The organism is Mycobacterium sp. IS-3022 (assembly GCF_001500065.1).
GTDB lineage: Bacteria > Actinomycetota > Actinomycetes > Mycobacteriales > Mycobacteriaceae > Mycobacterium.
Map to the genome: position 1 here is coordinate 112,747 of NZ_LQIN01000004.1, position 25,953 is coordinate 138,699.

General features: G+C 67.8%; 25 protein-coding genes. 5 read left to right on the plus strand and 20 right to left on the minus strand.

Annotated elements, in window-relative coordinates; translation table 11 throughout:
• Window positions 1-27: 27 nt before the first annotated feature.
• Together AU188_RS05600 and AU188_RS05605 are read left to right on the plus strand one after the other, a co-directional pair.
• Entirely contained in the window at window positions 28-912 is an 885-nt protein-coding gene (locus AU188_RS05600; protein ID WP_059162742.1) for an SCO6745 family protein, read from the plus strand.
• 101 nt (window positions 913-1,013) lie between these two features.
• The gene (locus tag AU188_RS05605) at window positions 1,014-1,340 is read left to right on the plus strand and encodes a YnfA family protein (protein ID WP_059162743.1); all 327 of its coding nucleotides are present in this window, start codon (window positions 1,014-1,016) and stop codon (window positions 1,338-1,340) included.
• Window positions 1,341-1,362: 22 nt separating this feature from the next.
• Here the strand turns inward: AU188_RS05605 and AU188_RS05610 are convergent, their stop codons facing one another.
• Both AU188_RS05610 and AU188_RS05615 read right to left on the minus strand, forming a co-directional pair.
• Window positions 1,363-3,318 carry a DUF7064 domain-containing protein gene (locus AU188_RS05610; RefSeq protein WP_059162744.1) on the minus strand — a complete coding sequence of 652 codons (1,956 nt, stop codon included), beginning with the start codon at window positions 3,316-3,318 and terminating at the stop codon, window positions 1,363-1,365.
• A gap of 38 nt (window positions 3,319-3,356) precedes the next feature.
• Window positions 3,357-4,868: a carboxylesterase/lipase family protein gene (locus AU188_RS05615; protein WP_059162794.1), complete on the minus strand. Its 1,512-nt coding sequence runs from the start codon at window positions 4,866-4,868 to the stop codon at window positions 3,357-3,359.
• A gap of 71 nt (window positions 4,869-4,939) precedes the next feature.
• Between AU188_RS05615 and AU188_RS05620 the strand changes: the two genes are divergently transcribed.
• Window positions 4,940-5,623 carry a hypothetical protein gene (locus AU188_RS05620; protein WP_059162745.1) on the plus strand — a complete coding sequence of 228 codons (684 nt, stop codon included), beginning with the start codon at window positions 4,940-4,942 and terminating at the stop codon, window positions 5,621-5,623.
• A gap of 25 nt (window positions 5,624-5,648) precedes the next feature.
• On the opposite strand, the gene AU188_RS05625 is transcribed toward AU188_RS05620, so the two are convergent.
• The 6 genes from AU188_RS05625 to AU188_RS05650 all read right to left on the minus strand — a co-directional run bounded on the left by AU188_RS05625 (window position 5,649) and on the right by AU188_RS05650 (window position 10,308).
• Complete coding sequence (locus tag AU188_RS05625; protein WP_059162795.1) at window positions 5,649-6,746, minus strand: LLM class flavin-dependent oxidoreductase; 1,098 nt, start codon at window positions 6,744-6,746, stop codon at window positions 5,649-5,651.
• An 8-nt stretch (window positions 6,747-6,754) separates the two neighbouring features.
• The gene (locus tag AU188_RS05630) at window positions 6,755-7,768 is read right to left on the minus strand and encodes an ABC transporter substrate-binding protein (protein ID WP_059162746.1); all 1,014 of its coding nucleotides are present in this window, start codon (window positions 7,766-7,768) and stop codon (window positions 6,755-6,757) included.
• A 27-nt stretch (window positions 7,769-7,795) separates the two neighbouring features.
• The gene (locus tag AU188_RS05635; protein ID WP_059162747.1) at window positions 7,796-8,518 is read right to left on the minus strand and encodes an ABC transporter ATP-binding protein; all 723 of its coding nucleotides are present in this window, start codon (window positions 8,516-8,518) and stop codon (window positions 7,796-7,798) included.
• A complete protein-coding gene (locus AU188_RS05640; RefSeq protein WP_172799403.1) occupies window positions 8,515-9,336 on the minus strand; it encodes an ABC transporter permease in 822 nt (273 codons plus the stop codon). The genes AU188_RS05635 and AU188_RS05640 overlap by 4 nt, the downstream gene beginning before the upstream one ends.
• Before the next feature lie 116 nt (window positions 9,337-9,452).
• Window positions 9,453-9,833, minus strand: coding sequence for a hypothetical protein (locus tag AU188_RS05645; protein WP_059162748.1), 381 nt, complete (start codon window positions 9,831-9,833; stop codon window positions 9,453-9,455).
• A 145-nt stretch (window positions 9,834-9,978) separates the two neighbouring features.
• A complete protein-coding gene (locus tag AU188_RS05650) occupies window positions 9,979-10,308 on the minus strand; it encodes a hypothetical protein (protein ID WP_082686509.1) in 330 nt (109 codons plus the stop codon).
• 137 nt (window positions 10,309-10,445) lie between these two features.
• On the opposite strand from AU188_RS05650, the gene rbpA reads away from it, so the two are divergent.
• Window positions 10,446-10,781 carry an RNA polymerase-binding protein RbpA gene (gene rbpA / locus AU188_RS05655; protein WP_059102195.1) on the plus strand — a complete coding sequence of 112 codons (336 nt, stop codon included), beginning with the start codon at window positions 10,446-10,448 and terminating at the stop codon, window positions 10,779-10,781.
• 14 nt (window positions 10,782-10,795) lie between these two features.
• On the opposite strand, the gene AU188_RS26035 is transcribed toward rbpA, so the two are convergent.
• Genes AU188_RS26035 through AU188_RS05675 form a run of 4 tightly spaced genes read right to left on the minus strand, consistent with a single transcriptional unit; the run spans window position 10,796 to window position 15,313 of the window.
• The gene (locus AU188_RS26035; RefSeq protein WP_059162750.1) at window positions 10,796-11,572 is read right to left on the minus strand and encodes a polyprenol monophosphomannose synthase; all 777 of its coding nucleotides are present in this window, start codon (window positions 11,570-11,572) and stop codon (window positions 10,796-10,798) included.
• On the minus strand, window positions 11,569-13,209 hold the full coding sequence (gene lnt, locus AU188_RS05665) for an apolipoprotein N-acyltransferase (RefSeq protein WP_059162751.1): 1,641 nt from the start codon (window positions 13,207-13,209) through the stop codon (window positions 11,569-11,571). The genes AU188_RS26035 and lnt overlap by 4 nt, the downstream gene beginning before the upstream one ends.
• Complete coding sequence (locus tag AU188_RS05670; RefSeq protein ID WP_059162752.1) at window positions 13,202-14,800, minus strand: amidohydrolase; 1,599 nt, start codon at window positions 14,798-14,800, stop codon at window positions 13,202-13,204. The genes lnt and AU188_RS05670 overlap by 8 nt, the downstream gene beginning before the upstream one ends.
• A complete protein-coding gene (locus tag AU188_RS05675; protein ID WP_059162753.1) occupies window positions 14,801-15,313 on the minus strand; it encodes an FxsA family protein in 513 nt (170 codons plus the stop codon).
• Window positions 15,314-15,360: 47 nt separating this feature from the next.
• On the opposite strand from AU188_RS05675, the gene AU188_RS05680 reads away from it, so the two are divergent.
• Window positions 15,361-16,068: a dienelactone hydrolase family protein gene (locus AU188_RS05680; RefSeq protein ID WP_059162754.1), complete on the plus strand. Its 708-nt coding sequence runs from the start codon at window positions 15,361-15,363 to the stop codon at window positions 16,066-16,068.
• Here the strand turns inward: AU188_RS05680 and AU188_RS05685 are convergent.
• From AU188_RS05685 to AU188_RS05720, 8 genes are all read right to left on the minus strand, one after another.
• The gene (locus AU188_RS05685) at window positions 16,052-16,447 is read right to left on the minus strand and encodes a PPOX class F420-dependent oxidoreductase (protein WP_059162755.1); all 396 of its coding nucleotides are present in this window, start codon (window positions 16,445-16,447) and stop codon (window positions 16,052-16,054) included. The genes AU188_RS05680 and AU188_RS05685 overlap by 17 nt on opposite strands.
• Before the next feature lie 2 nt (window positions 16,448-16,449).
• The gene (locus AU188_RS05690; protein WP_059162756.1) at window positions 16,450-16,830 is read right to left on the minus strand and encodes a PPOX class F420-dependent oxidoreductase; all 381 of its coding nucleotides are present in this window, start codon (window positions 16,828-16,830) and stop codon (window positions 16,450-16,452) included.
• A 39-nt stretch (window positions 16,831-16,869) separates the two neighbouring features.
• Window positions 16,870-20,475 (minus strand): cobaltochelatase subunit CobN, encoded by a 3,606-nt coding sequence (gene cobN, locus AU188_RS05695; protein WP_059162757.1) that lies wholly within the window; start codon window positions 20,473-20,475, stop codon window positions 16,870-16,872.
• A 265-nt stretch (window positions 20,476-20,740) separates the two neighbouring features.
• Complete coding sequence (locus AU188_RS05700; protein WP_059162758.1) at window positions 20,741-22,198, minus strand: flavin-containing monooxygenase; 1,458 nt, start codon at window positions 22,196-22,198, stop codon at window positions 20,741-20,743.
• 62 nt (window positions 22,199-22,260) lie between these two features.
• A complete protein-coding gene (locus AU188_RS05705; RefSeq protein ID WP_059162759.1) occupies window positions 22,261-23,232 on the minus strand; it encodes a glycine betaine ABC transporter substrate-binding protein in 972 nt (323 codons plus the stop codon).
• Window positions 23,229-23,999, minus strand: a complete 771-nt coding sequence (locus AU188_RS05710; RefSeq protein ID WP_059162760.1) for an ABC transporter permease — start codon at window positions 23,997-23,999, stop codon at window positions 23,229-23,231. Before AU188_RS05710 ends, AU188_RS05705 begins: the two co-directional genes overlap by 4 nt.
• Window positions 23,996-25,183: an ABC transporter ATP-binding protein gene (locus tag AU188_RS05715; protein ID WP_059162761.1), complete on the minus strand. Its 1,188-nt coding sequence runs from the start codon at window positions 25,181-25,183 to the stop codon at window positions 23,996-23,998. The genes AU188_RS05710 and AU188_RS05715 overlap by 4 nt, the downstream gene beginning before the upstream one ends.
• Window positions 25,180-25,827: an ABC transporter permease gene (locus AU188_RS05720; RefSeq protein WP_059162762.1), complete on the minus strand. Its 648-nt coding sequence runs from the start codon at window positions 25,825-25,827 to the stop codon at window positions 25,180-25,182. Before AU188_RS05720 ends, AU188_RS05715 begins: the two co-directional genes overlap by 4 nt.
• Window positions 25,828-25,953: the final 126 nt, after the last annotated feature.

The window sequence follows — 25,953 nt, forward strand, 5'->3', positions numbered from 1 at the left end:
CGGCGGGGATCGTGGTTAACTACCGAGGTGGACAGGCAACCAACCCTGGCGCGCCGATTCTTCGAGCGACTCGAACCCGTGCACGCCGTCACCTACTTCGCTCCCGAGGCTCGCGCCGCGCTCGACGGCCTGGGCTACAAGGGATTCTGGATGGGCTACTTTGCGGCCCAGTCGGCACCGTTCGGGGTGGTACCCGCTGACGTGGTGACGGCCGCGTTCTACAACTTCGCCCCTCACCGCGTCGCCAAAGCCTTGCCCGCGGCATGGGACGTCGCAGCGCCGGCCGAGGCGCTGCGCGCTCGACTGGACTCCGCGGTGGCGGCGCTGAAGCGGTACGGCGTGGGCGACGGCGACGACGTGGCTATCGCGGCGGATCTTGCGGCCAAGGCGGCGCGTAACGCCTCGCTGGAGGGCCGCGTCCTGTTCGCCGCCAATGCGGCGCTGCCGTGGCCGGACGAGCCGTTGGCCAAGCTCTGGCATGCGACCACGCTGCTGCGGGAACAGCGCGGCGACGGCCACGTCGCGATGCTCGTCGCCCATGGGGTATCGGGTCGCGAGAGCAATGTCGTGCACGCTGCGGCTGGCCGGGTGCCCAAGGAGATGATCATGCGCAGCCGCGACTACGACGACGAACAGTGGCGGATCTACGAGGACCGCCTCGCGCGCCGCGGACTCCTCCGCGGCGGTGGCCTCACCGATGCAGGGCGGGACCTCAAGCAGCGGATCGAGGACAGCACGGACAGAATTGCGCTGCCTGCACTCGACGCCCTGGACGATGGTGAGGTCGAGGCGCTGTTTCGCGCCTTGACCCCGATCACCCGCAAGGTGATCGCCGGCGGTGACGTGCCCGCCGCGACGCCGATGGGACTCAGCCGCGATGACCTCGACGACGACAGCGCCCGCCTGAGCTGATCTCTTGTCCGCGAGCGTGCACGTCTGCGCACGACACGCCGCGGCTGACAGCATTTCGTGCACGCTCACGGCACGCTGAGTGAGGCACGCTGAGTGTCGTGATGGTGCTCAAATCGGTGGTGCTGTTCGCCCTCGCGGCGGTTCTCGAGATCGGCGGCGCATGGCTGGTGTGGCAGGGTGTGCGCGAGCACCGCGGTTGGTGGTGGATCGGCGCGGGTGTGATGGCTCTGGGCGCTTACGGTTTCGTCGCCGCGTTTCAACCCGACGCCCACTTCGGCCGCGTGTTGGCCGCCTACGGCGGGGTCTTCATCGCCGGTTCGCTCGCCTGGGGCATGGTCGCCGACGGCTTCCGGCCCGACCGATGGGACGTTGCGGGCGCCCTGATCTGCCTCGTCGGCGTGGGCATGATCATGTACGCGCCGCGGTAACGCCCGCTCGCGGCACGAAGAGCTACGGTTGGTTGCGGTTCCACTCCAGCCAGCCGACGCCCGTGCGGCCGTCGGCCGTCGTCACCGTGGCCCAGGCGCGCGGAAAGTGGCTGATGCGGCCGTCGGGTGAGGTCAACAGAACGGGCGCGTGGCCGCGAACCTCGACCGTCGCCGTGACGTCTCCGGGAGTGAGCGTGAGCGCTGTCTGCATCGGTAAACCGTTGTCAGCGAACGTCTCTCGCGCCGTTACCGTCTGCAGCTCGATCAACGGCTCGTCGGGCGCTTGCACATAGCCGATTCCGAGCGGCGGCGCACCGGGAATGCGGATGTCGACGCCGTGCAGGCGGGTGCCGTCGTCCAGGTGCATCGCGCTCCACACCCAGTCCATCGCCCACCAGTCGCGCACGCCCCAGGAGTGGTCGCGCTGCCCGGGCACGTCGGTGAACGTGAAATCTCGCCCGTCCACCCGAACCGCGCCCGACACCGTGCACGGAATCTCATATCTCGGGGTCATCCGGTACAGATACGGCGTTCCCGCGGTCGTCCACTCCAGTTCCATCGACACATCGACCGGCCTGCCCGGCTCGTCACGCAGCAGTGCTGCCGGATCGTCGTACGCCTGACCGCGTCCGCGCATCGTGACGCGGTACGTCTTCAGCGGTTCGGCGGCCGTGAGCACCAGTTCGATGGCGCCGGTGTCCTCGAAGTCGAGCAGGGCGTACGTCGGGATACCCGGACCGCACACCAATCCGTTGACCCACGAGGTCTTCAGGTTCGGGTACAGCCCGAGCCGGACCCATCCCCCGATCTCCTGCTGTGGGTCGATGAAGTCGAAGTACCAGCTTTCGTTCCACAGCGGCTCGTCGCCGGCGGGATGTTCGCCTTCGTCTTCCACCGACGGGCAAAGCGGCTCGGGGGCAACCGGTTCGGGCAACACACTCAGCGCGTTGACATCGAGAACGTGCTCGCAGTGACGCTTCAGCATGGTCATGAACATCTCGTCGCCGCGGTCGGTCCGCTCGACCAGCATCGAGGAGATGATCGCCATCATCACCCCGAAGAAACTCTGCCTGCGCACGCCGTCGCGGACATCCTCGAAACTGATCGGCGCGCCCGACCCGAGCGCGCGGTGGTAGGCGCCCAGCAGCGCGTCGTAGTGCTCGCGACGCACCTCGACGGGCAGCGCGCAACCCAAGAAGTACGCCACATCAGTCATCGCCGGCCCCCACGTGACGGTCTGCCAGTCCACCACGGTGAGCGGCCGATCGGCGCCGGGTTGCCCGAACAGCATGTTGTCGAGGCGGTAGTCGCCGTGCACGAGTCCTTTGACCCGGTCGGCCTCGGCCTCGGCCTCCAGATATGCGTCGAAGCTGCCGACCAACCGTTCGCACACCAGGCGGTGCTCGGGCGCGATCTTGTCGGCGTAGCGCTCCGCGAATCCGGCGTACAGCCCAGAGATCAGCGCCTGGTCGACCGGTGCGTCCCGGTTGAGCCAGTCGGCGCTGGCCGCCGCCGCGTCGTCCAGTAGCGGGCCGTGCAGCCGGCCGAGTTCGGCCAACGCCAGAATCGCCTGTTCGGCTGAAGCGCCGCGGATTTCGTCGCCGACGATCGCGGGTCCCGCGTCGCCGAGCAAGAGATGGAACGCGCCGGTGTCGGCGTTGAAGGCGGACGAGAAGCACGGCGCGACCGGTCCGCCGATGCGCGGCGCGATGTCGGTGTAGAACCGCACCTCGCGTTCGTAGAGGCCGAGCGCCAACCCGGTCTGCCTGCTGACCGGGTCGCTGGCGGCGACCTTGAGCACCACCGACGCCGGCCCGTCGTCGCCGCCCGAATACGTCAGTGCGACGCGGTAGCACTCGCTCATCTGGCCGGTGCCGATGCGTTCGTAGGAGAAATCCGCGACCGGTGCGCCAAGCGACGACGTCAGCCAGTCGACGGTCAGGTCAGCGGGACGCTCGACGACGTCGGTCGTGGACACTGGTCACCTCCGTGTGACATGGGCCCGGCGGGCCACCACTATCGCGCGGCCAGCGAGAAGCCTTCCCACGCTTCCCTGCGGGCGGCATGGGGGTCGTACTCGATGCGCGGACGCTGATCAAACACTCGCACAGCACGGTCGGCGGTGGTGTAGGCGGGCCAGTCGGCGCCAGGTACACCGGTACGGGCGAACTCGCGCCAACGATGCTGCACGTCATCGCTGACGCGCAGCGCGGTGCGGCGATCGCCGACCGCGGTGAGCAGTCGTCCGAACTTCGTGCGGTACACGTCGAAAACGGCCAGCAGTTCGGTGGCATGCGTGGCGCCCAGGCCCGACCAACGCAGGGGGCGCGGCGCGTAGTCGTAGCGGTACAGGTAGGTCGGGGCATGGCGGCTGTGCGCCTCGGCGATCTGCCACGCGGCCGAGCCGAACGCGAAGTCGCCGCCGAACTGGATGCAGGCGCGCTGATCCGGATAACCCGGATACGCCGCCGTGATCCGTTCGCGCTCTTCGGGTTCGGTTTCGGCGAGCAGCCGCTCGATCATCGGCTCCGACATCGGCAGCAGCTTGAGGAAGCGGCCGAACAACCGCGCCTCCTCGGCATTGGTCCCGACGATCAGCGGCACCCGGTGCGCAGTGCCGCTACGCATCGCCTCGATCGGGTCCAGCGGCAGATAGTCGGTGCCGCTGGTGGGCCCCGCAGCGAAAGCTCCCAGCATCTCGCGTTGCCCCTGTTTGACGAGCCGTTCGAACGCGGTCACCAGGTCGGCGGGGCGGGCCGCCATCACCGCGTCGGCGCCGTCGTGCTCCCCCGCCCCGAGCAGCGCCGCGAACCTCGTCGCGTATTGCGCCGCCACCTCTGGAGTGCGGACCATTCCCGCGGCCGGACTCTCGGAAATCGCTTGGGCGAACAGCCCTTTGGCCGCGGGTACGGCGAGCAACGTGGCCACGGCGTGCGCACCGGCGCTCTCGCCGAAGATCGTCACCTTGTCGGGGTCGCCGCCGAACACCGCGATGTTGTCGCGGACCCAGCGCAGCGCCATCACCAGGTCGCGCAGGTACAGGTTGTCGTCGAACGTGACGTCCGTGTTGGACAACGACGACAGGTCCAGGCAGCCGAGCGCACCCAACCGGTAGTTGACCGAGACGTAGACACAACCGTTGCGTGCCAGCGCCGCACCGTCGTAGATCGGCGTGGCCGAACTGCCCATGAAGTAACCGCCACCGTGAATGAAGACCATCACCGGCAGCAGAGCCGTCTTCGACCGCTTCTTCGGGCTCACCACGTTGAGCGTCAGGCAGTCCTCGCTCATCGGCTGGTACTTGCCGGGCGCCACCATCGTGTACATGCGTTGCTGCGGCGCACAGTTGCCGTATCCGTGGCAGTACCGCACGCCGCGCCATGGCTGCACGGGCTGGGGGGCGCGCAGTCGCAGCGGACCCACCGGCGGGCGGGCATAGGGAATGGCGCGCCACCGGTTCACCCCATCGCGGGTGAAACCCTCGACCGTGCCGGAGGAGATCTTTGCGCGGACGGTGTGTTCGTGCATCATCCGACGGTAGCAATGGTCTTCCGCCGCGCCTGGTCAGGGATTCCGTGTCGGACCGCTAGCCTGGCCGTATGCGAATGGCTGTGCTGATCGCGTCTGTGCTGGTAGCGGGATGTTCCTCGACGACCGGCGGGCAGGCCGAACGAATCGAGCCGATTCCGCCGGCCCCCTCGGCGAGTTCGCCCTCGGTCACCACGACCACGCCGAGCACCACCAAGCCCGTCGCTCCGCCCGCAGCCGGCGCGCCGGTCGGCGCCGTCATCGCCTGGATCGAGGCCGGCGAGCCTGCCGATGACGCGCAGTATCACGCGGCCACCCGCGACGGTCAGACCACACAGCTCGGCGACGATGTCGCGTTCACGACGCCATCGGGCAAGACCAGCTGCATGACCGATGCCGACTACAGCGAAGGCGCGCTGGCGTGCCTGGTGGATTTGCTCGACCCGCCGCCGCGGCCGGCGGACGCCTACGGTGAGTGGAAGGGCGGCTGGGTCGACTACGACGGCAGCAGCCTGACGGTCGGATCCGTGCACGGCGATCCGGGTCGGTTCACCGCCGGCGACGGACCCGAGCTGCCGTACGGCCAGACGTTGGCGTTCGGCGACTACCGCTGCCGCGCGGATCCCGTCGGGCTGTTCTGCGTCAATTACGCGAACCGGTCCGCAGTCAAGTTCAGCGACGCCGGCATCGAACCGTTCGGCTGCCTGCAACCGGTCACCGCGCCCCCGCAGACCGGCGAGAAGTTCAGCTGCTGACCCGCCGGGCCTCACGTCGCACTGATCAGGCGACGCCCTTCCGCTTCAGCAAGGGCAGCACACCCTCGGCGAACCAGTACGCCTCCTCCAGGTGCGGATAGCCCGACAGGATGAACTCGTCGAAGCCAAGCGAGTAGTACTCGTAAATGAGGTTGGCGACCTCCTCATGACTGCCGACCAGTGCCGTGCCGGCACCGCCGCGCACCAGCCCGACGCCGGCCCACAAATTCGGGTAGATCTCCAGTTGGTCGATCCGGCCACCATGCAGGGCGGTCAACCGACGCTGCCCCTCGGACTCCGATTTCGCATGCAATTCAGTGGCTTTGGCGATCTGCTCAGGGCTCAGCCCGGCGAGCAGCTCGTCGGCGGCCGCCCACGCAGCCTCCGCCGTGTCGCGACTGATGGTGTGCAACCGGATTCCGAATCGCACGGTGCGGCCGCGATCCTCGGCGAGCTTGCGGACGCGGGCGATCTTCGCCGCCGCGGCCTGTGGCGGCTCTCCCCAGGTGAGATACACGTCGACGTACCGTGCGGCGATCGGCATCGCCGCCGGTGAGGACCCGCCGAAGTAGATCTGCGGCAATGGGTCCGGCGGCGTCCATACCCGCGCGTCGGCGACGGTGTAGTACTCGCCCTCGAAATCGACCGACGGCTGACGCCAGACGGAGTCGACGATGTGGAGGAACTCCCCCGTCCGCGCGTAGCGCTCGTCGTGGTCGAGCCAGTCGCCGAAGCGGCGCTGCTCGAGGTTGTCGCCGCCGGTGACGATGTTGAGCAGCACACGACCCTCTGAGAACCGCTGCAACGTGGCGGCCTGCTGCGCGGCGAGTGTGGGCGGTGTCAGCCCCGGCCGGAATGCGACCAGAAACTTCAGCCGCTCTGTCTCGGCGAGCAGGGCCGAGGCGGTCAACCAGGCGTCCTCGCACCAGGTTCCGGTCGGGGTGAGCACTCCTTCGTAGCCGAGGCGGTCGGCGGCGCGGGCCACCTCGGCCAGGTAGCGCCGCGTCGGCGGCCGATAGTTGGCGGGCACTGTCTGCTGCGACGACGCGTGCGAGGAGCCGACGATGGAGCGGCTGTCGCCGCTGGTGGGCAGGAACCAGAAGAACTTGGCGGAGGTTGGCAACGACACTCCTAATTGCGATCCAGGTACAGGGGCTTGAGCACATCGGTGTAGCGGCGGTCGACCCATTGCGCGAAATCCGGTGCCGCCGCGATCTGTTCGGACTCCGCGAACAGGTCGGCCATCTCCTGCTCCGATGCGATCAACTCGTCCGACAAATCGGTGGGCAACCGCAGGCTGCGGCCCTGCGCCAGCGCAGCGACCGCGGGATCGAGACCGACCTCCTCGCCGTAGCGCTTCGCCCACTGTTCGCGGTGGTCGTTGGCCCACCGCACCGCCTTGGCGTAGCGCTGCAGCAGATCGCTCAATGCGGTGTTGCGCTTGGGGTCGGCCAATGCGGCCTCGGACGCGATGCCGAATCCCGCGCCGTTGGTGACGCCCGTGGCGCGGGCGATGCTGCGCACCGGTAGATCCGTCTGCGCCTGAGCGGTGTAGGGATCCCATACCGCCCATACGTCGACGCGGCGCTGGGTGAACGCCGACAACGCGTCGGCGGGTTGTAGGAACACCAGCTTCACGTCGGACACGCTGAGCCCTGCGCGATTGAGCTGAACCAAAGTATGGCCGTGCGCCGAACTGCCTTTGGCGACGGCGATGCTCCTACCGCGCAGGTCCGACACGCGTTGGATGGGCGCGTCGACGTGGACCAGGATCTGGTCACCGTATCCACCGCCGTCGTAGGCCGACACCACCTTGACCTCGGCGTTGGAGGCGGCGCCGAAGATCGGCGGAGTGTTACCGGTGATCGCGAAATCGATCTTGCCGGCGGTGGCGGCCTCGATCTGCGGCGGCCCGGAGGTGAACGTCGAGAAGTTGATCGCGTACGGCAGGCCGTCGAGCGCGCCGGACGCGCGTAGCAGCGCCTCGGTGCCGCCCTTCTGGTCGCCGACGTTGAGTGTGACTCCGGCGAGTTCGGACAGCGGCACGGTGGCCGGCGCCTCCTGGGCAACCGAGCTCTGCTCCCGCGACACGCACCCGGTGAGCAGGACGCCGAGCATTACGAGTACAGCGATGATTCTGGGCATGGCAATTCCCCTCGGTGGCGGATGATTTCAGCTCTGCACGCCGAGCTGGTCGAGCAGTTCTAAGCGGTGGTTATCTGCACCGATGGAGGTGCGCGGGTCGGCGATCTGCAGGGTGTGCACGACTCGGCCCTCATCGAGGACGAGGACGCGGTCGGCGAGCGCGACAGCTTCGTCGACGTCGTGAGTGACAAGCAGGATCCCGAAGCCGTGCTCACGCCACAGATCGAGCAACAGCTGCCGCATGCTCAACCGGGTCAACGCGTCCAATGCGCCGAACGGCTCGTCGAGCAGCAACAACGCCGGCTCGGCGACCAACGCGCGGGCGAGTGAAACTCGTTGCGCCTGACCGCCGGACAGTGTCAGCGGCCATGCATCGGCCCGGTCGGTGAGGCCCAAGTCGGTCAGCGCCCGCTCGGCCCGCGCATGGGCTTCGGCGTTGCGCAGTCCGCTGCGGGTGAGCCCGTAGACCACGTTTGTGCGCACGCTGCGCCAGGGGAAGAGCCGCGGCTCTTGAAACGCCAACGCCGGTGCGTCCGGCACGGCTCGCTCCCCGGTGTGCTCGGTCGACAGACCGGCCAGCACCCGCAGCACGGTCGACTTACCGGACCCGCTGCGGCCGATCAGCGCGACGACCTCGCCGCGGCCGATGCGTAGCGACACGTCGACGAGCACGTGATGGTCGCCGTACCACTTGTTCACGTTCCGCAGTTCGCCCGCGGTGTCCAGTTCTGGTGCGGCGGTCAATGTCATGAGCGGTACCTCAATGCGCGTCGTTCGAGTGTGCGGACGATCCCGTCGGTGCCGATGCCGAGCAGCGCGTACACGATCAGGCCGAAGATGATGATGTCGATCCGGAGGAAGTCGCGAGCGTTGTTGACCAAGAACCCGATTCCGCTGTCCGCGTTGATCTGTTCGGCGACGATCAGCGTCAGCCAGGCGATCGCCAGCGACTGCCGGAAGCCGACGAGCACCTGCGGTGCCGCGCTCGGCACGATGATGCGGCGGAACCGCTGCCAGAACGAAAAGCCCAGAACCTGAGCGGTTTCGAACAGTTTCGGGTCGACCTGGCGGATGGCTGAGAAGGTGTTCAGGTAGAGCGGGAAGCTGACCCCCAGGGCGATCAGCAGCACCTTGGGCAGTTCGCCGATGCCGAACCACAAGATGAACAGCGGGATCAGCCCGAGATGCGGCAGCGCCCTGATCATCTGCATCGATGGATCGATGCTCGCTTCGATCCAGCGGGACAACCCGACGGCCGTACCCAGCGCGACGCCGAGGACACCGCCGAGGAGCAGACCCTCGAGCACCCGGATACCCGAGACGTGCAGTGCATCGGCCAGTTGGCCGTTGCAGAGCAACTCGACACCCGCCTCGAAGATGAGTGACGGTGCCGGCAACACGTCCCGCGGGATCAACCCAACGGCGCTACCCAGTTGCCAGAGCGCAAGCAGTACCACCGGTGAGGCGAGCCTGATCGCACCCCATTTTCGTTGCCGCCAACCGGGTTTCGGCGATCGGACGGGCGCAATGGGCGCGTTGGGTGCAGCGAGATCTACTGGACTGGTCACGGTGGCTCGACGCTACGTGCGGCAGCGTCGGGCCTGAAGGTTTTCATTCGGGCTGAGGGAAAGACACGGCCCTGCCGAAAACTACGCGGTCGGTGTGTGCCCCCTCTGGTAGCGGGTCATTCTGGCGCCGCTGCTTCGTCGCCGCCGTCGTCGGTGCCCGAGTCGTCGGTGTTGCCAGCCCAACTCTGCGGCCCCAGCTTGCTTGGGATTTCCGCCCAGCCCTGAACGAGCTTGCCGGGCGCCTCGGCCCAACCCTGAACAAGTTTGCCAGGCGCCTCAGCCCAACCCTGAACAAGTTTGCCAGGCGCCTCAGCCCAACCCTCGACCATCTTGCCCGGGGCTTCGGTCCAGCCTTCGATGAGTTCCCCGGCATAGCTGTTGCCGCCGGTTGTGTGAGCGCACGGCGAGCAACTGACTTCGCCGGTATCAGCCGGTGCCGGCGCTGCGGTGAGGAGGGCTGCCACTGCGAGTCCGCCGGCGACGGTGATGTGTTTCATTTCTGCTTTCCCCTGTTGATCCTGACGGTCGATTCAGCTCGATATTTTTGCGGCGCTCATCGGCTGATCGTTGCTGCTCATCGTAACGGCAAGTCAGGTGCCCGGCAGTTCGAAGGCGCAATGAACTACCAGGAAGGCCGACGGGTCATCGCCAACCGTCGGCGGCCCTGGCAGCCTGCATCAGCGCGTCGCACAACTCCCGCAGTTCGCCGGGGTCGGCGCCTTCGTCGACCGCCGTCGCGACGTCTTCAGCGGCGCACCTGACCTGGTAGACCCGGTCGGACAGTTCGGCGGCCTCCTCAGGGCTGAGGACGACCGCATCGGGGGCCAGCGAGGCGTCCTTGATCAGGCTGCGCTGCTCGTATGCGCGTTGCCGGCAGGACTGCCTGCAGTACTGTCGGCGCCTGCCCAGCCCCACGTCGTCGACCACACGGCCGCACCAGCGACATGATTGGGGGCGTAGACGCTTCTTGATCCCGGGTGCCACAGGCCAGACTGTAAACCGAGGCTCCGGCGATTCCCGGTAACATGGACGGTCGAGTCGGGAACTTCACAGCGTGTTGCTGCGTTGTTTGTCCGGATCTTTACGCGCTGATCGAGGAGTGTTTGACGATGGCTGATCGTGTCTTGAGGGGAAGTCGCCTCGGAGCCGTGAGCTACGAGACCGACCGCAACCACGACTTGGCGCCGCGTCAGGTCGCGCGCTACCGCACCGACAACGGCGAGGAGTTCGACGTCCCGTTCGCCGACGACGCCGAGATTCCCCACACCTGGCTGTGCCGCAACGGTATGGAGGGCACCCTCATCGAGGGTGACGCCCCCGAGCCGAAGAAGACCAAGCCGCCGCGGACGCACTGGGACATGCTGTTGGAACGCCGGTCGGTCGAGGAGCTCGAGGAGCTTCTCAAGGAGCGGCTCGACATCATCAAGGCCCGCCGCCGGGGCTAGGCCTTCGACGACGCTCAGCGCGTGACGCCGACCCCGCGGGCGCGGTTGAAGCGGCCGCGGATGCCCCAGTCAGCGACCTTGAACAGGGCTTCGCGGATGTTGGACCCGCTCATCTTGGACTGACCGAATTCACGCTCGGTGAAGGTGATCGGCACCTCGACGACGACGAACCCATTGTTGATCGTGCGCCAGGTCAGATCGATCTGGAAGCAATATCCCTTCGAATCGACGGCGGTCAGGTCGATTTTCTCCAGCACCTCGCGCCGGTAGGCGCGGTAGCCGGCGGTGATGTCGTGGATGTCCACGCCGAGCAAAATGCGGGAATACCCGTTGGCGGTCCGCGACAGCACCAGGCGCCGACGCGGCCAGTTGCGCACTTCTCCCCCGGGCACGTAGCGCGAGCCGATCGCGAGGTCGGCCCCCGCGTCGACGGCGTCGAGCAACCGGGACAGCTGCTCGGGCGGATGACTGCCGTCCGCGTCCATCTCGACGAGCACGGCGTACTCGCGGCTCAACCCCCACGCGAACCCGGCCAGATAGGCCGCGCCGAGGCCGCCCTTGGCGGTGCGGTGCATGACGTGGATGCGGTCCGGGTCGGCGAGAGCCAGCTCGTCGGCCAGCGCGCCGGTGCCGTCGGGACTGCCATCGTCGACGATCAGAATGTGGACTTCGGGCCGCGCCTGCTGGACGCGGCCGACGATCAACGGCAGGTTCTCCCGCTCGTTGTAGGTGGGGATGATGACCAGCGTGCGCTGGCTTGGGCTTTCCCCGGGGGCCCGGCCCGTCGTCATGTAGCTCCTCTACCTTTGTTGTCGCCGCTCACTCGACGACGCACAAAGCCCCCATTGTGCAGCATCGCGGCGAGCAGGCTCCCGACGCCGACGGCGATGAGCAGCCCCTCCACCAGCGGACCCCACCGGGTTGCCGCCGTGAGCTGCGTTTTCAGCCGCACCGCGGCGTCGAGGTACGCGGGCTCGTAGAACGCGGTACGGGCCAGCTCCCGTCCATCTGGGGCGACGATCGCGCTGATGCCGGTCGTCCCCGCCACCACGACGTAGCGGTCGTGTTCGATCGCGCGCAGGCGGGCGAACGCGAGCTGCTGCTCGCTCATCGATTCAGTGAAGGTCGCGTTGTTGGAGGGCACGACGAGCAGTTGCGCGCCGTTGCGCACCGCCTCGCGGGGCGCCCGGTCGAAGATCACCTCCCAGCAGGTGGTCACCCCGACCGGAACACCGGCGGGGTGCACCACCCCGGTGCCGTCGCCCGCAACGAAGTACCCGGCGCGATCCGCATGCTTCGAGAAATGACGGAAGAAACCTCGCCACGGCAGATACTCGCCGAAGGGCTGCACGATCTGTTTGTCGTGACGCTCGCCGGGCCCGGTGTCCGGATTCCACACGATCACCGAGTTCGTCGAGGTGGGTTTTTCGGGGGTGGCGCCGGGAGCCTCGACCACTCCACCGACCAGGATCGGCGCGTTGATGGCCGCCGCGGCGCCGGAGATCAGCTCGCGCGCATCGGGGTTGGCCAGCGGGTCGATGTCCGAGGAATTCTCCGGCCAGACGACGAACACCGGCTGCGGCGCCCGCCCGGCACGCACCTCCTCGGCCAGCCGCATGGTCTCGCGGACGTGGTTGTCGAGCACGGCGCGCCGCTGGGCGTTGAAGTCCAGCCCGAGCCGGGGCACGTTGCCCTGCACGACCGCGACGGTGATCGATCTGTCGTCGCCCGCGCCGACCCCGGACTGGCGAACGTGCGGCCACGTCAGCGCCGTGACGAGCAGCACCACGCTGATGCACACACCCGGCACCACCACGGCGGGCGGTGCGGCGTTGCGCCCGCTATCACGACTCCACCACTGCACCACCTCCAAAACCATTGCCGCCAACGCGAACCCGATGAGCACGACGGCGAAGGACAGCAGCGGCGCCCCGCCCAGTTGTGCGATCGACCGAATTGGGCTCTCGGTCTGGCCATAGGCGACGACGCCCCAGGGGAACCCGCCGAACGGCACCGTCGACTTGAGCCACTCCTGTGCCGCCCACAGCCCGGCGAACCACAGCGGCCAGCCCGGCAATTTGTGTACCGCCACCGCGGCGGCGCCGAACAGTGCGGGAAACAGCGCCTGCACCAGCGACAATCCGATCCAGGGTACCGGGCCGACGAACGCGCCGACCCACGGCAGCAGCGGCAGGTAGAACGCCGCACCGAACAAGAAGCCGTACCCGAATCCGCCACGCACCGTTGTGGTTTCGCGGGTCAGCACCCAGGCCAGCAGCGCGAACGCGGCGAAACCCAGATACCACCAGCCGAACGGCGGGAAGCTCAGGCACAACAGTAGCCCCGCGACTATGGCCACCCCGAGCTGCGGCAGCCGGTCCACCACGGCCCGACCGAATCGGGTTGCCCTTGAATCGTTTTCAACCATGGAGGACGACACCCCGATGGACCGTCTGCCGGCACCGCGGCGACGGGCCGTCGAGCCGGGGCAGCGGTGGTACCCGCGACCGCTGGTCGGTCGACCAGCGTTGCACCGCGTCGGCCGGCGCGCTCACCTCGAGGTCGTCAGCTTCCCAGATCGCATACGACGCCGGCGCACCGGGAACGAGGGTGCCCGTCACCCCGTCCCGCACCCCGGCGGCCCGCCAGGCGCCGCGAGTGAGCGCCGCGAACGCCGCCCGCGGCGACAACGCACTTCCCGGTGTCCGGTGGCGCGTCGCTGCGCGCACCGTCGCCCACGGGTCCATGCCCGTGACCGGGCTGTCCGAGCCGAACGCGAGTGGCACGCCTTGGGATGCTAACAGCGCGAAGGGGTTCAACGACCTGGCGCGGTCGGCGCCGAGCCGCTGAGCGTACATCCCGGTTTCACCGCCCCAGACCGCATCGAAATTCGGCTGCATGCTGGCGAGCACGCCCCACGCGCCGAGTCGGCGTGCCTGCTCTTCGGTGACCATCTCCAGGTGTTCGAGCCGATGCCCGCACCGGGCGACAGCGGGCGCGCCGAGCGTCGCGACGACGGACTCGAACGCCTGGACCACAGCGGCGACGGCCGCGTCGCCGATCACGTGGAAGCCGGCCGTTATGCCCGCCTCCGTACAGGCGTGCAGGTGAGCCGCGATGGCCTCGCGGTCCAGGTAGGCCGTGCCAGTCAGTCCAGGAGAGCAGTCGGGCGCGTCGGTGTACGGCTGCTGCAGCCAGGCCGTGCGCGACCCGAGCGCCCCGTCGACGAAGAGATCGCCGGCCAGCCCGCGGGCACCGGTGCGCTCGATCAGCTCGTGCGCCTGACCGGCGGTGGTGACCGCCTCACCCCAGTACCCGACGATCTCGACGCCGTGCTCGAGGGCGCGGATCTCGTCCCAGTCGTCGAGGCCGCCGATGTCCGGTCCTGCACATTCGTGCACCGCGACGATGCCCGACGCCGCCGCCGCGTTCAGCGCCTCCGATCGTGCGCGGGCGCGCTGCTCAGGGTTCAGCCGTGCCCGTGCGGCGGCGCGGATCACATGGTGCGCATCGCCGGTCAGCGGTCCTTGCGGGGCGAAGCCCGACGCCTCGGGCAGGTGCGGCACCAGCCGGCGCAGCGCGGTGGACGCCGCGGCGGAGTGGACGTCGACCCGCGCCAGATAGACGGGGCGGTCACCGACGACCGAATCCACGTCTTCGGTGCTGGGCGGGATGCGTTCAGGCCAGTTCGACTCGTCCCAACCGTGCGCCCAGATCGGATCGTGAGGATGTGCGCGGGCGTAGTCGCTGAGCAGTTGCATACAGTGCCGCAGCGAGGTCGCCGGCCGCAGGTCGAGCCCGGACAGCGAGAGCCCGGTGGCGGTGAGGTGGATGTGGCTGTCGACGAAAGCCGGCGCGACGAATGCGCCGCCGAGGTCGACGACCTGCGCGTCGGGGAATTGGCCGCGGCCCACGTCGTCACTGCCCAGCCATGCGATCACACCGTCGCGGACGGCGAGTGCCGTGGCGTCGGGCATGGCGGGGCTGTACACCCGCCCGTTGAGCAGAAGGGTTGTCACCTACGGGAGGTTCTCACGCCCCTCGTCGGTGCGGGGCGGGGCGGTGCGGGGTGCGGGCTCCACCGCGGGCGGTTCGACGTCGACGACGTCGACAACCTCACCGTCGATGTAGTCCCGCCGTGTGCTGGCCGCCCCGTAGCCCGCCACGCCCGCGGTGATCAGCGGCATCCGGCGCGCGGCGAGCGCGGTCACCAGTGGACGGGCCGCCGCCCGGGTGGCGGGAATCAGCAGCACCGCCCCGGCCACCGAACTGGCCAGGCCCGGGATCACGACGAGCACCGTGCCGAGCGCGACCAGCACGCTGTCGGCGGCGGCTCCGTGCAGGTTAGCCGGGGTGAGCCCCCGGCGAAGCCGGCCGAGATGACGCCTCACCTGCGATCCGGCCAGGACGAAGCCGAGCACGAACGTCGCGAGCAACAGCAGCAGCGTCCAGCCGACGCCGATCGTCGACACCAGGGCCGCCACGACCGCGATCTCGATGACCACATAGATCAGGAACAGCCGCATTGCCATACGCGGTAAACGTCCGGACCACCCGATCGGTTCCGTAGATTGACGACGTGACGACGATCAAGATCGATACCCCGGACGGCCAGATCGACGCGTTGCTCGGCGTTCCGGACGGCCCGGGGCCGTGGCCTGCGGTGGTGGTGGTGCACGACGCGATCGGCTACGGCCCGGACAACGAGGCGATCTCGGCGCGGGTGGCCGGGGCGGGTTTTCTCGCGATCTCCCCGAACCTGTACTCGCGCGGCGGGCGGGCGCGCTGCATCACCCGGGTCTTCCGCGAGTTGCTCACCAAACGCGGCCGCGCGCTCGACGACGTGCTGGCCGCGCGCGATCACGTGCTCGCGATGCCGCAGTGCACGGGTGCGGTGGGAATCGCGGGGTTCTGCATGGGCGGACAGTTCGCGTTGGTGATGTCGCCGAAGGGGTTCGGCGCGTCGGCACCGTTCTACGGCACGCCGCTGCCCCGCCCGTTGGACGAGACGCTGACCGGAGCGTGCCCGATCGTCGCCAGTTTCGGCCGGCGAGACCCGGTGGGGATCGGGGCCGCAGACAAGCTCCGGAAAGTCGTGCAGGACAAGGGCATCCCCGCTGACATCGAGGTCTATCAGGATGCCGGGCACAGCTTCGCCAACAAGCTGCCGGCGCAACCGCTGCTGCGGATCACCGGCTTCGGCTACAACGAGGCCGCCACGAACGACGCCTGGGATCGCGTGTTCTCGTTCTTCGGCAAGCACCTGACGGCTACCCCGCGGGCGTGACCGCCGGCTCGATTTCGATGCCGATGTGCACCTTGTCGATGCCGCCACGAAACAGCGCCTGCGGGATCCACCACCACGCGTGGTACCAGTAACGCTTGGTCACCCTTTCGAAGACCCGGCGCGTTTCGGATTTCGGCAGCACTCGGGCGACGGCCTCGACAGGTTCGCCTTTCGGCTTGCCCAGCACGCCGGACTTCTGGATGGTCACCCGCGGTGTGTTGGCGATGCGCTTGGTCTTCCACGAGCCGTCGTCGGTGATGACCAGCAGCTTCGCGCCGTCGGGAGCGCCCCAGATCGGTGTCGGTTTGGGCCTGCCGTCCTTGGTGAACGTCGTCAGCAGGATGTACTTCGAGTTCGCGATGTCATCGAAGGTGGCCATGGTCAGCGAGGCTTGATCTCGATGGTCACGTTGTTCTTCATTCCGCCGCGCAGCTTGGAGAAGAGGTTGAAGGTCCTGCCCAGCAGCCCGTAGCGCTTCCCGATCGCCTCGTAGGTCGCGCCGTTGGCCGACTTGTCCAGGACCGTCGCGACGGCCTCTACCGGCTCGCCTTTCGGATTGCCGCGCACGTCGCACGGCGCGATGGTCACCCGCGACGTGTTGCGAATCCGCTTGACCTTCCACGATTTTTCCTGCGTGATGGCCACGAGCCCGTCGCCGTCGGACGCCGCCCAGATCGCCGTCGGCTTGGGCCTGCCGTCCTTGGTGAACGTCGTGAGCAGGATGTATTCGGACTTCGCGACATCGGCAAAGGTGGCAGCCACGCCACCGAAGATACTGTGCCGACGTCGACTCCGCTCGGCTCAGCCCTCGAGATCGCCTTCGGCCTCCAGCAGCACTTGGCGCAATCCGTCGAGGGTGGCCTTCTCCGGAGCGGCCCACATGCCGCGATCGGCGGCCTCCAACAGTCGTTCGGCCATGCCGTGCAGGGCCCACGGGTTGGATTCCGCCATGAACTTGCGGTTTTCGTCGTCGAGAACGTATTCCGCCGACAGCCGCTCGTACATCCAGTCGGCCATCACGCCGGCGGTGGCGTCGTAGCCGAACAGGTAGTCGACGGTGGCGGCCATCTCGAATGCGCCCTTGTAGCCGTGCCTTCGCATGGCGTTGATCCAGCGCGGGTTCACCACGCGGGCGCGGAACACCCGGGTGGTCTCCTCCGAAAGAGTGCGGGTCCGCACGACGTCCGGACGGGTGTTGTCACCGATGTAGGCCGCGGGCGACTTCCCGGTCAGCGCCCGCACGGTGGCGACCATGCCGCCGTGGTACTGGAAGTAGTCGTCGGAGTCGGCGATGTCGTGCTCACGGGTGTCGGTGTTCTTCGCGGCGACCGCGATGCGGCGGTACTGCCTGTTCATGTCGTCCGTGGCAGCGGCGCCGTCGAGGCCGCGGCCGTAGGCGAAGCCACCCCACGCGGTGTACACCTCGGCGAGGTCTTGGTCGTCGCGCCAGTTGCGGCTGTCGATCAGTTGCAGCAGGCCTGCGCCGTAGGTGCCCGGCTTCGAACCGAAGATCCTTGTGGTGGAGCGGCGTTGGTCACCATGCTCGGCGAGGTCGGCCTGGGCGTGCGCGCGGACGAAGTTGTCCGCGTCGGGTTCGTCGAGGTTCGCGACGAGCGATACGGCGTCGTCGAGCATCGTGACGACGTGCGGGAACGCGTCGCGGAAGAACCCCGAAATGCGCACCGTGACGTCGATGCGCGGCCGACCGAGGTCGGCGAGCGCAATCGGTTCGAGATCGACCACCCGCCGCGAGGCCTCGTCCCAGATCGGTCGCACACCCAGCAACGCAAGAACTTCGGCGATGTCGTCACCGGCGGTTCGCATCGCCGACGTGCCCCACACCGACAGGCCGACCGACCGTGGCCAGTCACCGTAGTCGTTGCGGTAGCGCTCCAGCAGCGAATCAGCCATCGCCACACCGGTTTCCCACGCCAGCCGGGACGGCACCGCTTTGGGGTCGACCGAGTAGAAGTTGCGACCGGTGGGCAGCACGTTGACCAAACCGCGCAGCGGTGAACCCGACGGACCCGACGCGATGAATCGCCCGTCGAGCGCCCGCAGGATGTGCACGATCTCCTCGGCCGTGCCCGCCAGCCTGGGCACCACCTCGGTCGCCGCGAACCGCAGCACGGCACCGACGTCGGCGTCGTCGGTCAACGTGTCGATCACGTCAGTGTTCCATCCCGAATCCTGCAGCGCTGCAACGAGTTCACGGGCATGGGCCTCGGCGGCGTCGACGGCGGTGCGCTCGTCGTTGCCGTCCTCTGCCAGGCCGAGCGCCTGCCGCAGTCCGGGCACCGTCTGCTCGCCGCCGAACAACTGCCGGGCCCGCAGGATGGCCAGCACGAGATCGAGTTCGTCCTCGCCGCCGGGCGTCTGGCCGAGGATGTGCAGACCGTCGCGGATCTGGACGTCCTTGATCTCGCACAGCCAGCCGTCGACGTGCAGCAGCATGTCGTCGAACGAATCCTCTTCCGGCCGCTCCTGCAATCCGAGGTCGTGGTCCATCTTCGCTGCGCGCATCAGCGTCCAGATCTGCTGGCGGATCGCGGGCAGCTTGCCGGGATCGAGCGCCGACACATTGGCATGCTCGTCGAGCAGTTGTTCCAAACGCGCGATGTCGCCGTAGGTTTCGGCGCGAGCCATCGGCGGGATCAGATGGTCCACGAGGGTGGCGTGCGCGCGGCGCTTGGCCTGCGTGCCCTCCCCCGGATCGTTGACCAGGAACGGGTAGATCAACGGCAGGTTGCCCAGCGCGGCGTCGGAACCGCACGCGGCCGACATGCCAAGCGTCTTGCCCGGCAACCACTCCAGGTTGCCGTGCTTGCCCAGGTGGATGACCGCATCAGCGCCGAACTCGGTGTCGATCCAGTGGTACGCCGCCAGGTAGTGGTGGCTGGGCGGCAGGTCCGGGTCGTGGTAGATGGCGACCGGGTTCTCGCCGAACCCGCGCGGCGGCTGGACCATCAGCACGACGTTGCCCGCCTGCAGCGCGGCGATCACGATCTCGCCGGCCGGGTCGGCGCTGCGGTCGACGAACAACTCCCCCGGCGGCGGGCCCCAGTGCTCGACGATCGCGTCGGCCAGCTGGGCGGGCAGTGTGGCGAACCAATCGCGATAGTCCTTGGCGGACATCCGGATCGGGTTGCCCGCGAGCTGACCTTCGGAGAGCCAGTCGGGGTCCTGGCCGCCGCGTTCGATCAGCGCGTGGATGAGCGCATCCCCGTCGCCGGAGGCGATGATCGTACCGAGGTCGCCGGCCCCGTCGGCGTCGTCGATGCGGTAACCGTGCTCGCGCATCGCGCGCAGCAGGCTCACCGCACTGGCCGGTGTGTCGAGTCCGACGGCGTTGCCGATTCGGGCGTGCTTGGTCGGGTAGGCCGAGAACACCACCGCGATCCGCTTGTCGGCGGCCGGGATCGCCCGCAGCCGCGCATGCCGCACGGCGAGCCCGGCGACGCGGGCGCAGCGCTCTGGATCGGGCACGTAGGAGATCAGGCCCTCGTCGTCGATCACCTTGAACGAGAACGGCACGGTGATGATTCGGCCGTCGAATTCCGGCACCGCCACCTGGGACGCGACATCGAGCGGCGAGAGCCCGTCGTCGTTGTCCGCCCACTGCGCCCGCGAGCTCGTCAGGCACAAGCCCTGCAGGATCGGGACGTCGAGGGCCGCCAGATGGGCGACGTCCCAGCTGTCGTCGCTGCCCCCGGCCGATACGGATGCCGGGGTCGCGCCGCCCGCGGCGAGCACGGTTGTGATCAGCGCGTCGGCGGTGCCCAGCAGTTCGAGCAGTTCCGCGTCGGCGGTGCGTAGCGATGCGCAGAAAACGGGCAGGGCGCGCCCCCCGGCCTCTTCGATCGCCTGGCACAGCGCATCGACGTAAGCGGTGTTGCCCGCGAGGTGCTGGGCGCGGTAGTACAGCACCGCCACCGTGGGACCGTCGTCGGAGCCGCCGTCGCGGTGCGTCACGCCCCAGTTCGGGATGCTCTCCGGCGGGTGGAAGCCGAAGCCGGTCATCAGCAGCGTGTCGGCCAGGAACGCGTGCAGATGGCGCAGGTTGGACACACCGCCCTGGGCCAGGTAGACGTGCGACTGCAGCGCAACGCCCGCGGGCGTCGTCGAGTGGCCCATCAGTTCGGCGTCGGGCGCCTGTTCACCGCTGACCACGACGGTCGGCACCCCGCTGGCCACCACCGTGTCGATGCCGTCCTGCCATGCGCGGTATCCGCCGAGGATTCGAACCACCGCGACGTCGGCGTCGCGAAGCAGGTCCTCGAGGTCGCCGTCGACGAGCCGGGACGGGTTGGCCCATCGATACCGCGCACCGCTGGAACGCGCGGTGATCAGGTCGGTGTCAGAGGTGGACAGGAGGAGGACGGTGGGGTTACGAAAGGGCTGAGCCACCCACCATTACTACCCCACGCCCGTCACCGATGGGTCAGCGCCGATTCCAGCGGCCGTAGGTGCTCTGCGGATAAGGCAACCCGAGCGCGGCGACGAGCACAACCAGAAGCGCGCCGAAAACGATGAGTTCGAACATCGTCGTTCCTTCCAGACATCGTTACTGCACACACGTGCAGTAATTCGGAACTTACGACGTCAACGCGTATTTGTGATCGTTGTGTGTGGCACGGATCACTCCATCCACGGATGTGACGGCCGTCACTTCTCAGCCGGTGCGGACCTCGAAGTCCGCGACGTCGGGCGCCCGCAGCAGTTCGCGGTGGCGCTCGGGCCGCCAGGGAAACAGCTCGGGCAGGCCGTCCTTGCCGAGATACCAGCTGTTGCATCCGGTTACCCAAACCGTCTGTGGCATAGCGGCTTTCATGTCTTCGTTGTACTCCTTGGTGGCCACCTCGGTGGGTGCGACGGCCGAAACTTCACCGGCTCGGATCTGGTCGATCCACCGCACGACGTAGTCGGCCTGGTGCTCAGCGATGATCACCAGCGACTGGTTGCCGATCGGCGAATGCGGGCCGATCAGCATGAACATGTTGGGAAATCCGGGGACGGCCACCGATCGGTAAGCGTGCGGGCCGTCGACCCAGGCTTCGTCGAGCGTGAGCGACTGAGCCCCGACGATGGTCATCGGCCGGACGTAGGCGCGCGCGTCGAAGCCCGTCGCCATCACGAGTACGTCGAGTTCGTGTAGCTTGCCGTCGGCGGTGACCACCCCTCGTGGCTCGACACGCTGAATTGCCTCGGTGACGAGCCGGACGCCGGGCTTCTGAAACGCCTGGTAGTAGTGGCCCGCGAACACCTGTCGCTTGCACATTGGGTGATAGGCCGGAGTGAGCCTGGCCCGCAGTTCTGGATCGCGCACAGAAAGGCGCAGGTTCAGCCGGCACAACGCCACCATCACCCGCCGCTGCCAGCCCGGTTCGACGACTGCGCGTGCAGGGAAGCGCTCGAAAGCGTTCTGCCAGAACCGGTATCCGACCATGCACAGTTTCGGCCACCGGCGCAGTACCTTTCTGGTCAGCTCCGAGTAGCGCAAGTTGGGTACGGGGAACACCCATTGCGGCGTGCGCTGGAAGACGCTGAGTTCTCGGACCTTCCCACCGAGTTCGGCGGTGATCTGAACACCGGTCGAGCCAGTGCCGATCAGACCTATTCGCTTGTCCTCCAAGCGCACCGAGTGGTCCCACCGCGCAGAGTGAAAGTAGGCGCCGCCGAACGTCTCCAGGCCGGGTATGTCGGGGGTCTTGGGCACGCGCAGCACACCGGTCGCGGTGACGAGAACGTCGAACTCCTCGTCGCCGTCGGCAGCGCTGACCACCCACCGCCCGCGCTCGTAACGTGCCGACTCGACGGTCGTGCCGAATCTGATGTGTGGGCGGATGCCCCGTTCGACGGCGACCTGGCTGAAGTACGAATGTATCTCGGCACCTGGAGAATACAGATGCGACCAGTTCGGGTTGGGCCTGAAGGAATACGAATAGAAGCGCGATGGCACATCGCACGTGAGCCCCGGATAGGTGTTGTCACGCCATGTTCCGCCGACGTCGTCAGCCGCCTCGTAGATGACATAGTCGTCGATGCCCGCCTCTTGCAGCTTGACCGCCATGCAAATGCCCGACATGCCGGCACCGACGATCGCGACCTTCACCGTGCGCTTCTCTGCCATGAGGCCTCCTTCGGCGAGAGAAAGCGTACGCCGGAATCGCGCAGTTATTGACGCGATCGCCGCTATTGCGCGGTCACGAAGCCCTGCGCCACCATCCAGTCGCGCGCCACCACGCTCGGGTCGCGGCCCTCGACGTCGACCTGCTTGTTCATCTCGATGATCGCGTCGTTGGTCAACGCCGCCGTGACCGGCGCCGTCACCTCGGCGATCTGCGGATGTGCTTCGTAGAAGGCACGTTTCATCGTCACCGACGGGTTGTAGTGGGCGAAGAACTGCTTGTCGTCGGTCAGCACGACGAGATCGAGCGCCGCGATGCGGCCGTCGGTGGTGAACACCTCACCGAAGTCGCACTGCGTCGCGTCCGCTGTGGCCTGATAGATGATGCCGACCTGCAGCACCGGCGTCTGCGCACGCGCGGGATCGAACCCGTACGCCGCCGCCATCCCCGGGTAACCATCCTGGCGGGCGCGGAATTCGGTGTCGACGCAGGTGCGGGCCGCGGACGGGTTTCGCCTGACGAGGTCGGCGTACTGCGACAGCGTTCGCACCCCGGTGCGCTCGACCACGGCCCGGCTGGCCGCCAGCGCGTACGTGTCGTCCATCGGCCCAGGCTTCAGCCACACCATGTCGTTGCGGGTCAGGTCCTCCTCGCGGACCGCTTCGAACTGCTTGCGGCTGTCGGGAATCGGCTTCTCATGGCCGAGATAGTTGATCCACGCGTTTCCGGTGAATTCGTAGGCGACGTCGACCTGACCGGACAACTGTGCTTCGCGGGTGCTGCGTGAGCCGACGATGCCGGTGAGGTCGCGCACGTCGGCGCCGGCCGCCACCAGCGTGTACTCGAGGATGTATCCGAGGATCACCTGCTCGGTGTATTCCTTGGAACCCACGGTGATTGGCACGCCTTCCAGCGCCGGGTGGGGTTGAATCGAACCGGGCCCGACCTTCAGCGGCACGGCGCCACCCGCACCGAGACCGCAACCGGCCAGCAGCAACGCAAAGGCCAGCGCGGCGCCGATCCTGGGGACAATCATCGAAGACCCTTGGGGTTGAGGTAGAACTCGGCCAGCCCGCCGAGCCAGTCGACCAGCAGCGCCAGGCACACTGCCAGCACACTGCCCAGGATCAGGGTCACGTTGTCCTGCAGCTTGTATCCCGTGTCGATGAGTATGCCCAGCCCGCCGGCATTGACAAGGAACGACAACGTCGCGGTTCCCACCGCAAGTACCAGCGAGGTGCGAAGGCCGGCCAGGATGTAGGGAATCGCCAGCGGCAGCTCGACCCGCGTCAACACCGAGCGGCGGGACATGCCCTGCCCCAGTCCGGCGTCGACCAGCGACCGGTCCACCTGACTGATGCCGAGAATGGTGCTGGCCAGCACCGGCAGCAGCGAGTACAGCGCGATCGGCAGGACACCGATCCAGAAACCGGTCCTGCCGGTCCACAGGAACAGCAGCACCAGCAGACCGATCGCCGGCGCGGCCTGCCCGACATTGGCCACGCCCATGAACACCGGCCGCAACAGTCTGGCTCCCGGACGGGTGACGAGCACACCGAGCGGGACGCCGACGACGAGCACGATCGCGGTGACCGCAATCGTGATCAGGAGGTGCTGCCAGATCAGCGTCGCGATGTTGCCTGGGTTGATGTTCTCCTGCTGCGTGGCGGTCAGGTCGCGGTTGAACGCCCAGAACACCACCGCCGCAGCGACAATGAGCACCAGGATGGGTTGGATGAGCAGCCGTCTGCGCTCGCCCGGGCCGGCGCGCGCCGACTGCGCAGTGTCCGCGACGGCGGTCACGGCTGACCGTCCGTGCTCGCCTCCGCCGAGGCCCGCAGCCAGGTGATCGTGTCGATGAGCGTGTCGAGCGTGACGACACCCTGGTACCGGCTGCCCGCGCCGGTCACCACGGCCGAGGCGTGCTGTTCGGCCAGGATCGCCTCCAGCGCGTCCTCCAACGTCGACTGCGTGCTCACCACGTCGAGTGATTCGACGGCATCGGCCAGCGAGGCGGCGTGGGCGAGGCTGCTCTCCCGCACCCAGCTGACCGGGCGGTCACGCTCGTCGAGCACCACGACCCAGTCGAACTCACTGTCGGCCAGGGTGTTTCGCACCGCGTCGATCGAATCCGTCTGGCGCACCCAAGGATGCGGTCGCAACTCGACGTCCTTGATCCGCATCAGGCCGAGTTGGCGAAGCGATGCGCCAGAACCGACGAATCCGGCGACGGTGTCGTCGGCGGGACTGGCGAGGATGTTCTGCGGCGTGTCGTACTGCAGCACCTTGGATTGGTTGCCCAGCACAGTGATCCGGTCACCGAGCTTGACCGCCTCGCCGAAGTCGTGGGTGACGAAGACGATGGTCTTGCCCAGTTCGCCCTGCAGCCGCAGCAGTTCGTCCTGCAACGTGCTGCGCGTGATCGGGTCGACCGCGCCGAACGGTTCGTCCATCAGCAGCACCGGAGGATCGGCGGCCAGCGCACGCGCGACACCCACGCGCTGCTGCTGTCCGCCGGACAGTTGACGCGGATATCTTCCGGCGTACTGCGCGGGTTCCAGACCCACCATGTCGAGCAGTTCGTCGACACGATCGGCGATGCGCTTGCGGTCCCAGCGCAGAAGCCCGGGCACCAGTCCCACATTCTGTCGGATTGTCATGTGCGGGAACAGGCCCGCCTGCTGGATGGAGTAGCCGATCGAGCGGCGAAGGTCCGTCGGCCGGATCGACAACGCATCGTTGTCGCCGATCATGATCTTGCCCGATGTCGGTTCAGACAGCCGGTTGATCATCCGCATCATCGTGGTCTTGCCACAGCCGGACGGCCCGACGAACACCACGATCTCACCGGCGGGGATCTCGAGCGACACGTCGTCCACCGCGGGACGCTCTGCACCGGGATAGACCTTGGTTACGTGGTCGAGCACGATGCGCACACCGGTGCTGCCGTGCGATTCGGCGTTCTCGCGTGCGAGTTGCGTTGTCATCGGATGCCTTTCGAGGTGGTGAGGCGACCGACGAGCACGAGAATCGCGTCCAGCGCCAGCGCCAGCACGACGATGAGCAGCGTGCCGGTCAACGCCATCGGAACCGCGGTCGGGCTGCCGACCCGGGCCAAGCCCGTGAAGATCAGGTTGCCCAGGCCGGGCCCCTTGACGTAGGCGGCGATGGCCAGCACGCCCATCGACATCTGCGTGCTGATCCGCATCGCGGACAGGATCGACGGCCACACCAGCCGCAGTTCGACCCGGGCCAGGGTGTCGAGCCGGCTCATCCCGATCCCCCGCGCCGCGTCGGTGAGCGCGGGATCGACCGCGTTGAGGCCGACGATCGTATTGCGCACGATCGGCAGCAGTGAGTACAGCACCAGGGCGGCGATGCTCGGCACCACCCCGAGCCCGAACATCGGGATCAGCAGGCCGAGCAGGGCGAAGGCCGGCACGGTCAGAATCACGCTGGACGTCGCGGTCGCGAGGTTGGCTGCCAGCGGGTTGCGATAGGTCAGCACACCGACCGCCACCCCGAGGACAGTCGCAATGAGAACGCTCTGGACGACCGCGCTGAGGTGTTGGTACGAGTCGAACACCAACTGCGCGTAGTGGGCGGTGACGTAGTCCCACAGTGCCTTCACGGCGCTGCACTACCCGATCTTGATCGAACCGAAACGGCGCCCGGTTCGATTCGCGCTGAGCCGAAAGCTTGTCGTCGCAGGTTCAGACGGCGAACGTAGCGACTTGATTCATGCATCATCTGGAGG

Bases quoted from the DNA above. Each gene is read 5' to 3' on its own strand.
- AU188_RS05605 (WP_059162743.1), top strand. From the start codon at position 1,014: ATGGTGCTCAAATCGGTGGTGCTGTTCGCCCTCGCGGCGGTTCTCGAG.
- AU188_RS05615 (WP_059162794.1), bottom strand. From the start codon at position 4,868: ATGCACGAACACACCGTCCGCGCAAAGATCTCCTCCGGCACGGTCGAG.
- AU188_RS05620 (WP_059162745.1), top strand. From the start codon at position 4,940: ATGCGAATGGCTGTGCTGATCGCGTCTGTGCTGGTAGCGGGATGTTCC.
- AU188_RS05630 (WP_059162746.1), bottom strand. From the start codon at position 7,768: ATGCCCAGAATCATCGCTGTACTCGTAATGCTCGGCGTCCTGCTCACC.
- AU188_RS05635 (WP_059162747.1), bottom strand. From the start codon at position 8,518: ATGACATTGACCGCCGCACCAGAACTGGACACCGCGGGCGAACTGCGG.
- AU188_RS05645 (WP_059162748.1), bottom strand. From the start codon at position 9,833: ATGAAACACATCACCGTCGCCGGCGGACTCGCAGTGGCAGCCCTCCTC.
- rbpA (WP_059102195.1), top strand. From the start codon at position 10,446: ATGGCTGATCGTGTCTTGAGGGGAAGTCGCCTCGGAGCCGTGAGCTAC.
- AU188_RS26035 (WP_059162750.1), bottom strand. From the start codon at position 11,572: ATGACGACGGGCCGGGCCCCCGGGGAAAGCCCAAGCCAGCGCACGCTG.
- lnt (WP_059162751.1), bottom strand. From the start codon at position 13,209: ATGGTTGAAAACGATTCAAGGGCAACCCGATTCGGTCGGGCCGTGGTG.
- AU188_RS05675 (WP_059162753.1), bottom strand. From the start codon at position 15,313: ATGGCAATGCGGCTGTTCCTGATCTATGTGGTCATCGAGATCGCGGTC.
- AU188_RS05685 (WP_059162755.1), bottom strand. From the start codon at position 16,447: ATGGCCACCTTCGATGACATCGCGAACTCGAAGTACATCCTGCTGACG.
- AU188_RS05700 (WP_059162758.1), bottom strand. From the start codon at position 22,198: ATGGCAGAGAAGCGCACGGTGAAGGTCGCGATCGTCGGTGCCGGCATG.
- AU188_RS05705 (WP_059162759.1), bottom strand. From the start codon at position 23,232: ATGATTGTCCCCAGGATCGGCGCCGCGCTGGCCTTTGCGTTGCTGCTG.
- AU188_RS05715 (WP_059162761.1), bottom strand. From the start codon at position 25,183: ATGACAACGCAACTCGCACGCGAGAACGCCGAATCGCACGGCAGCACC.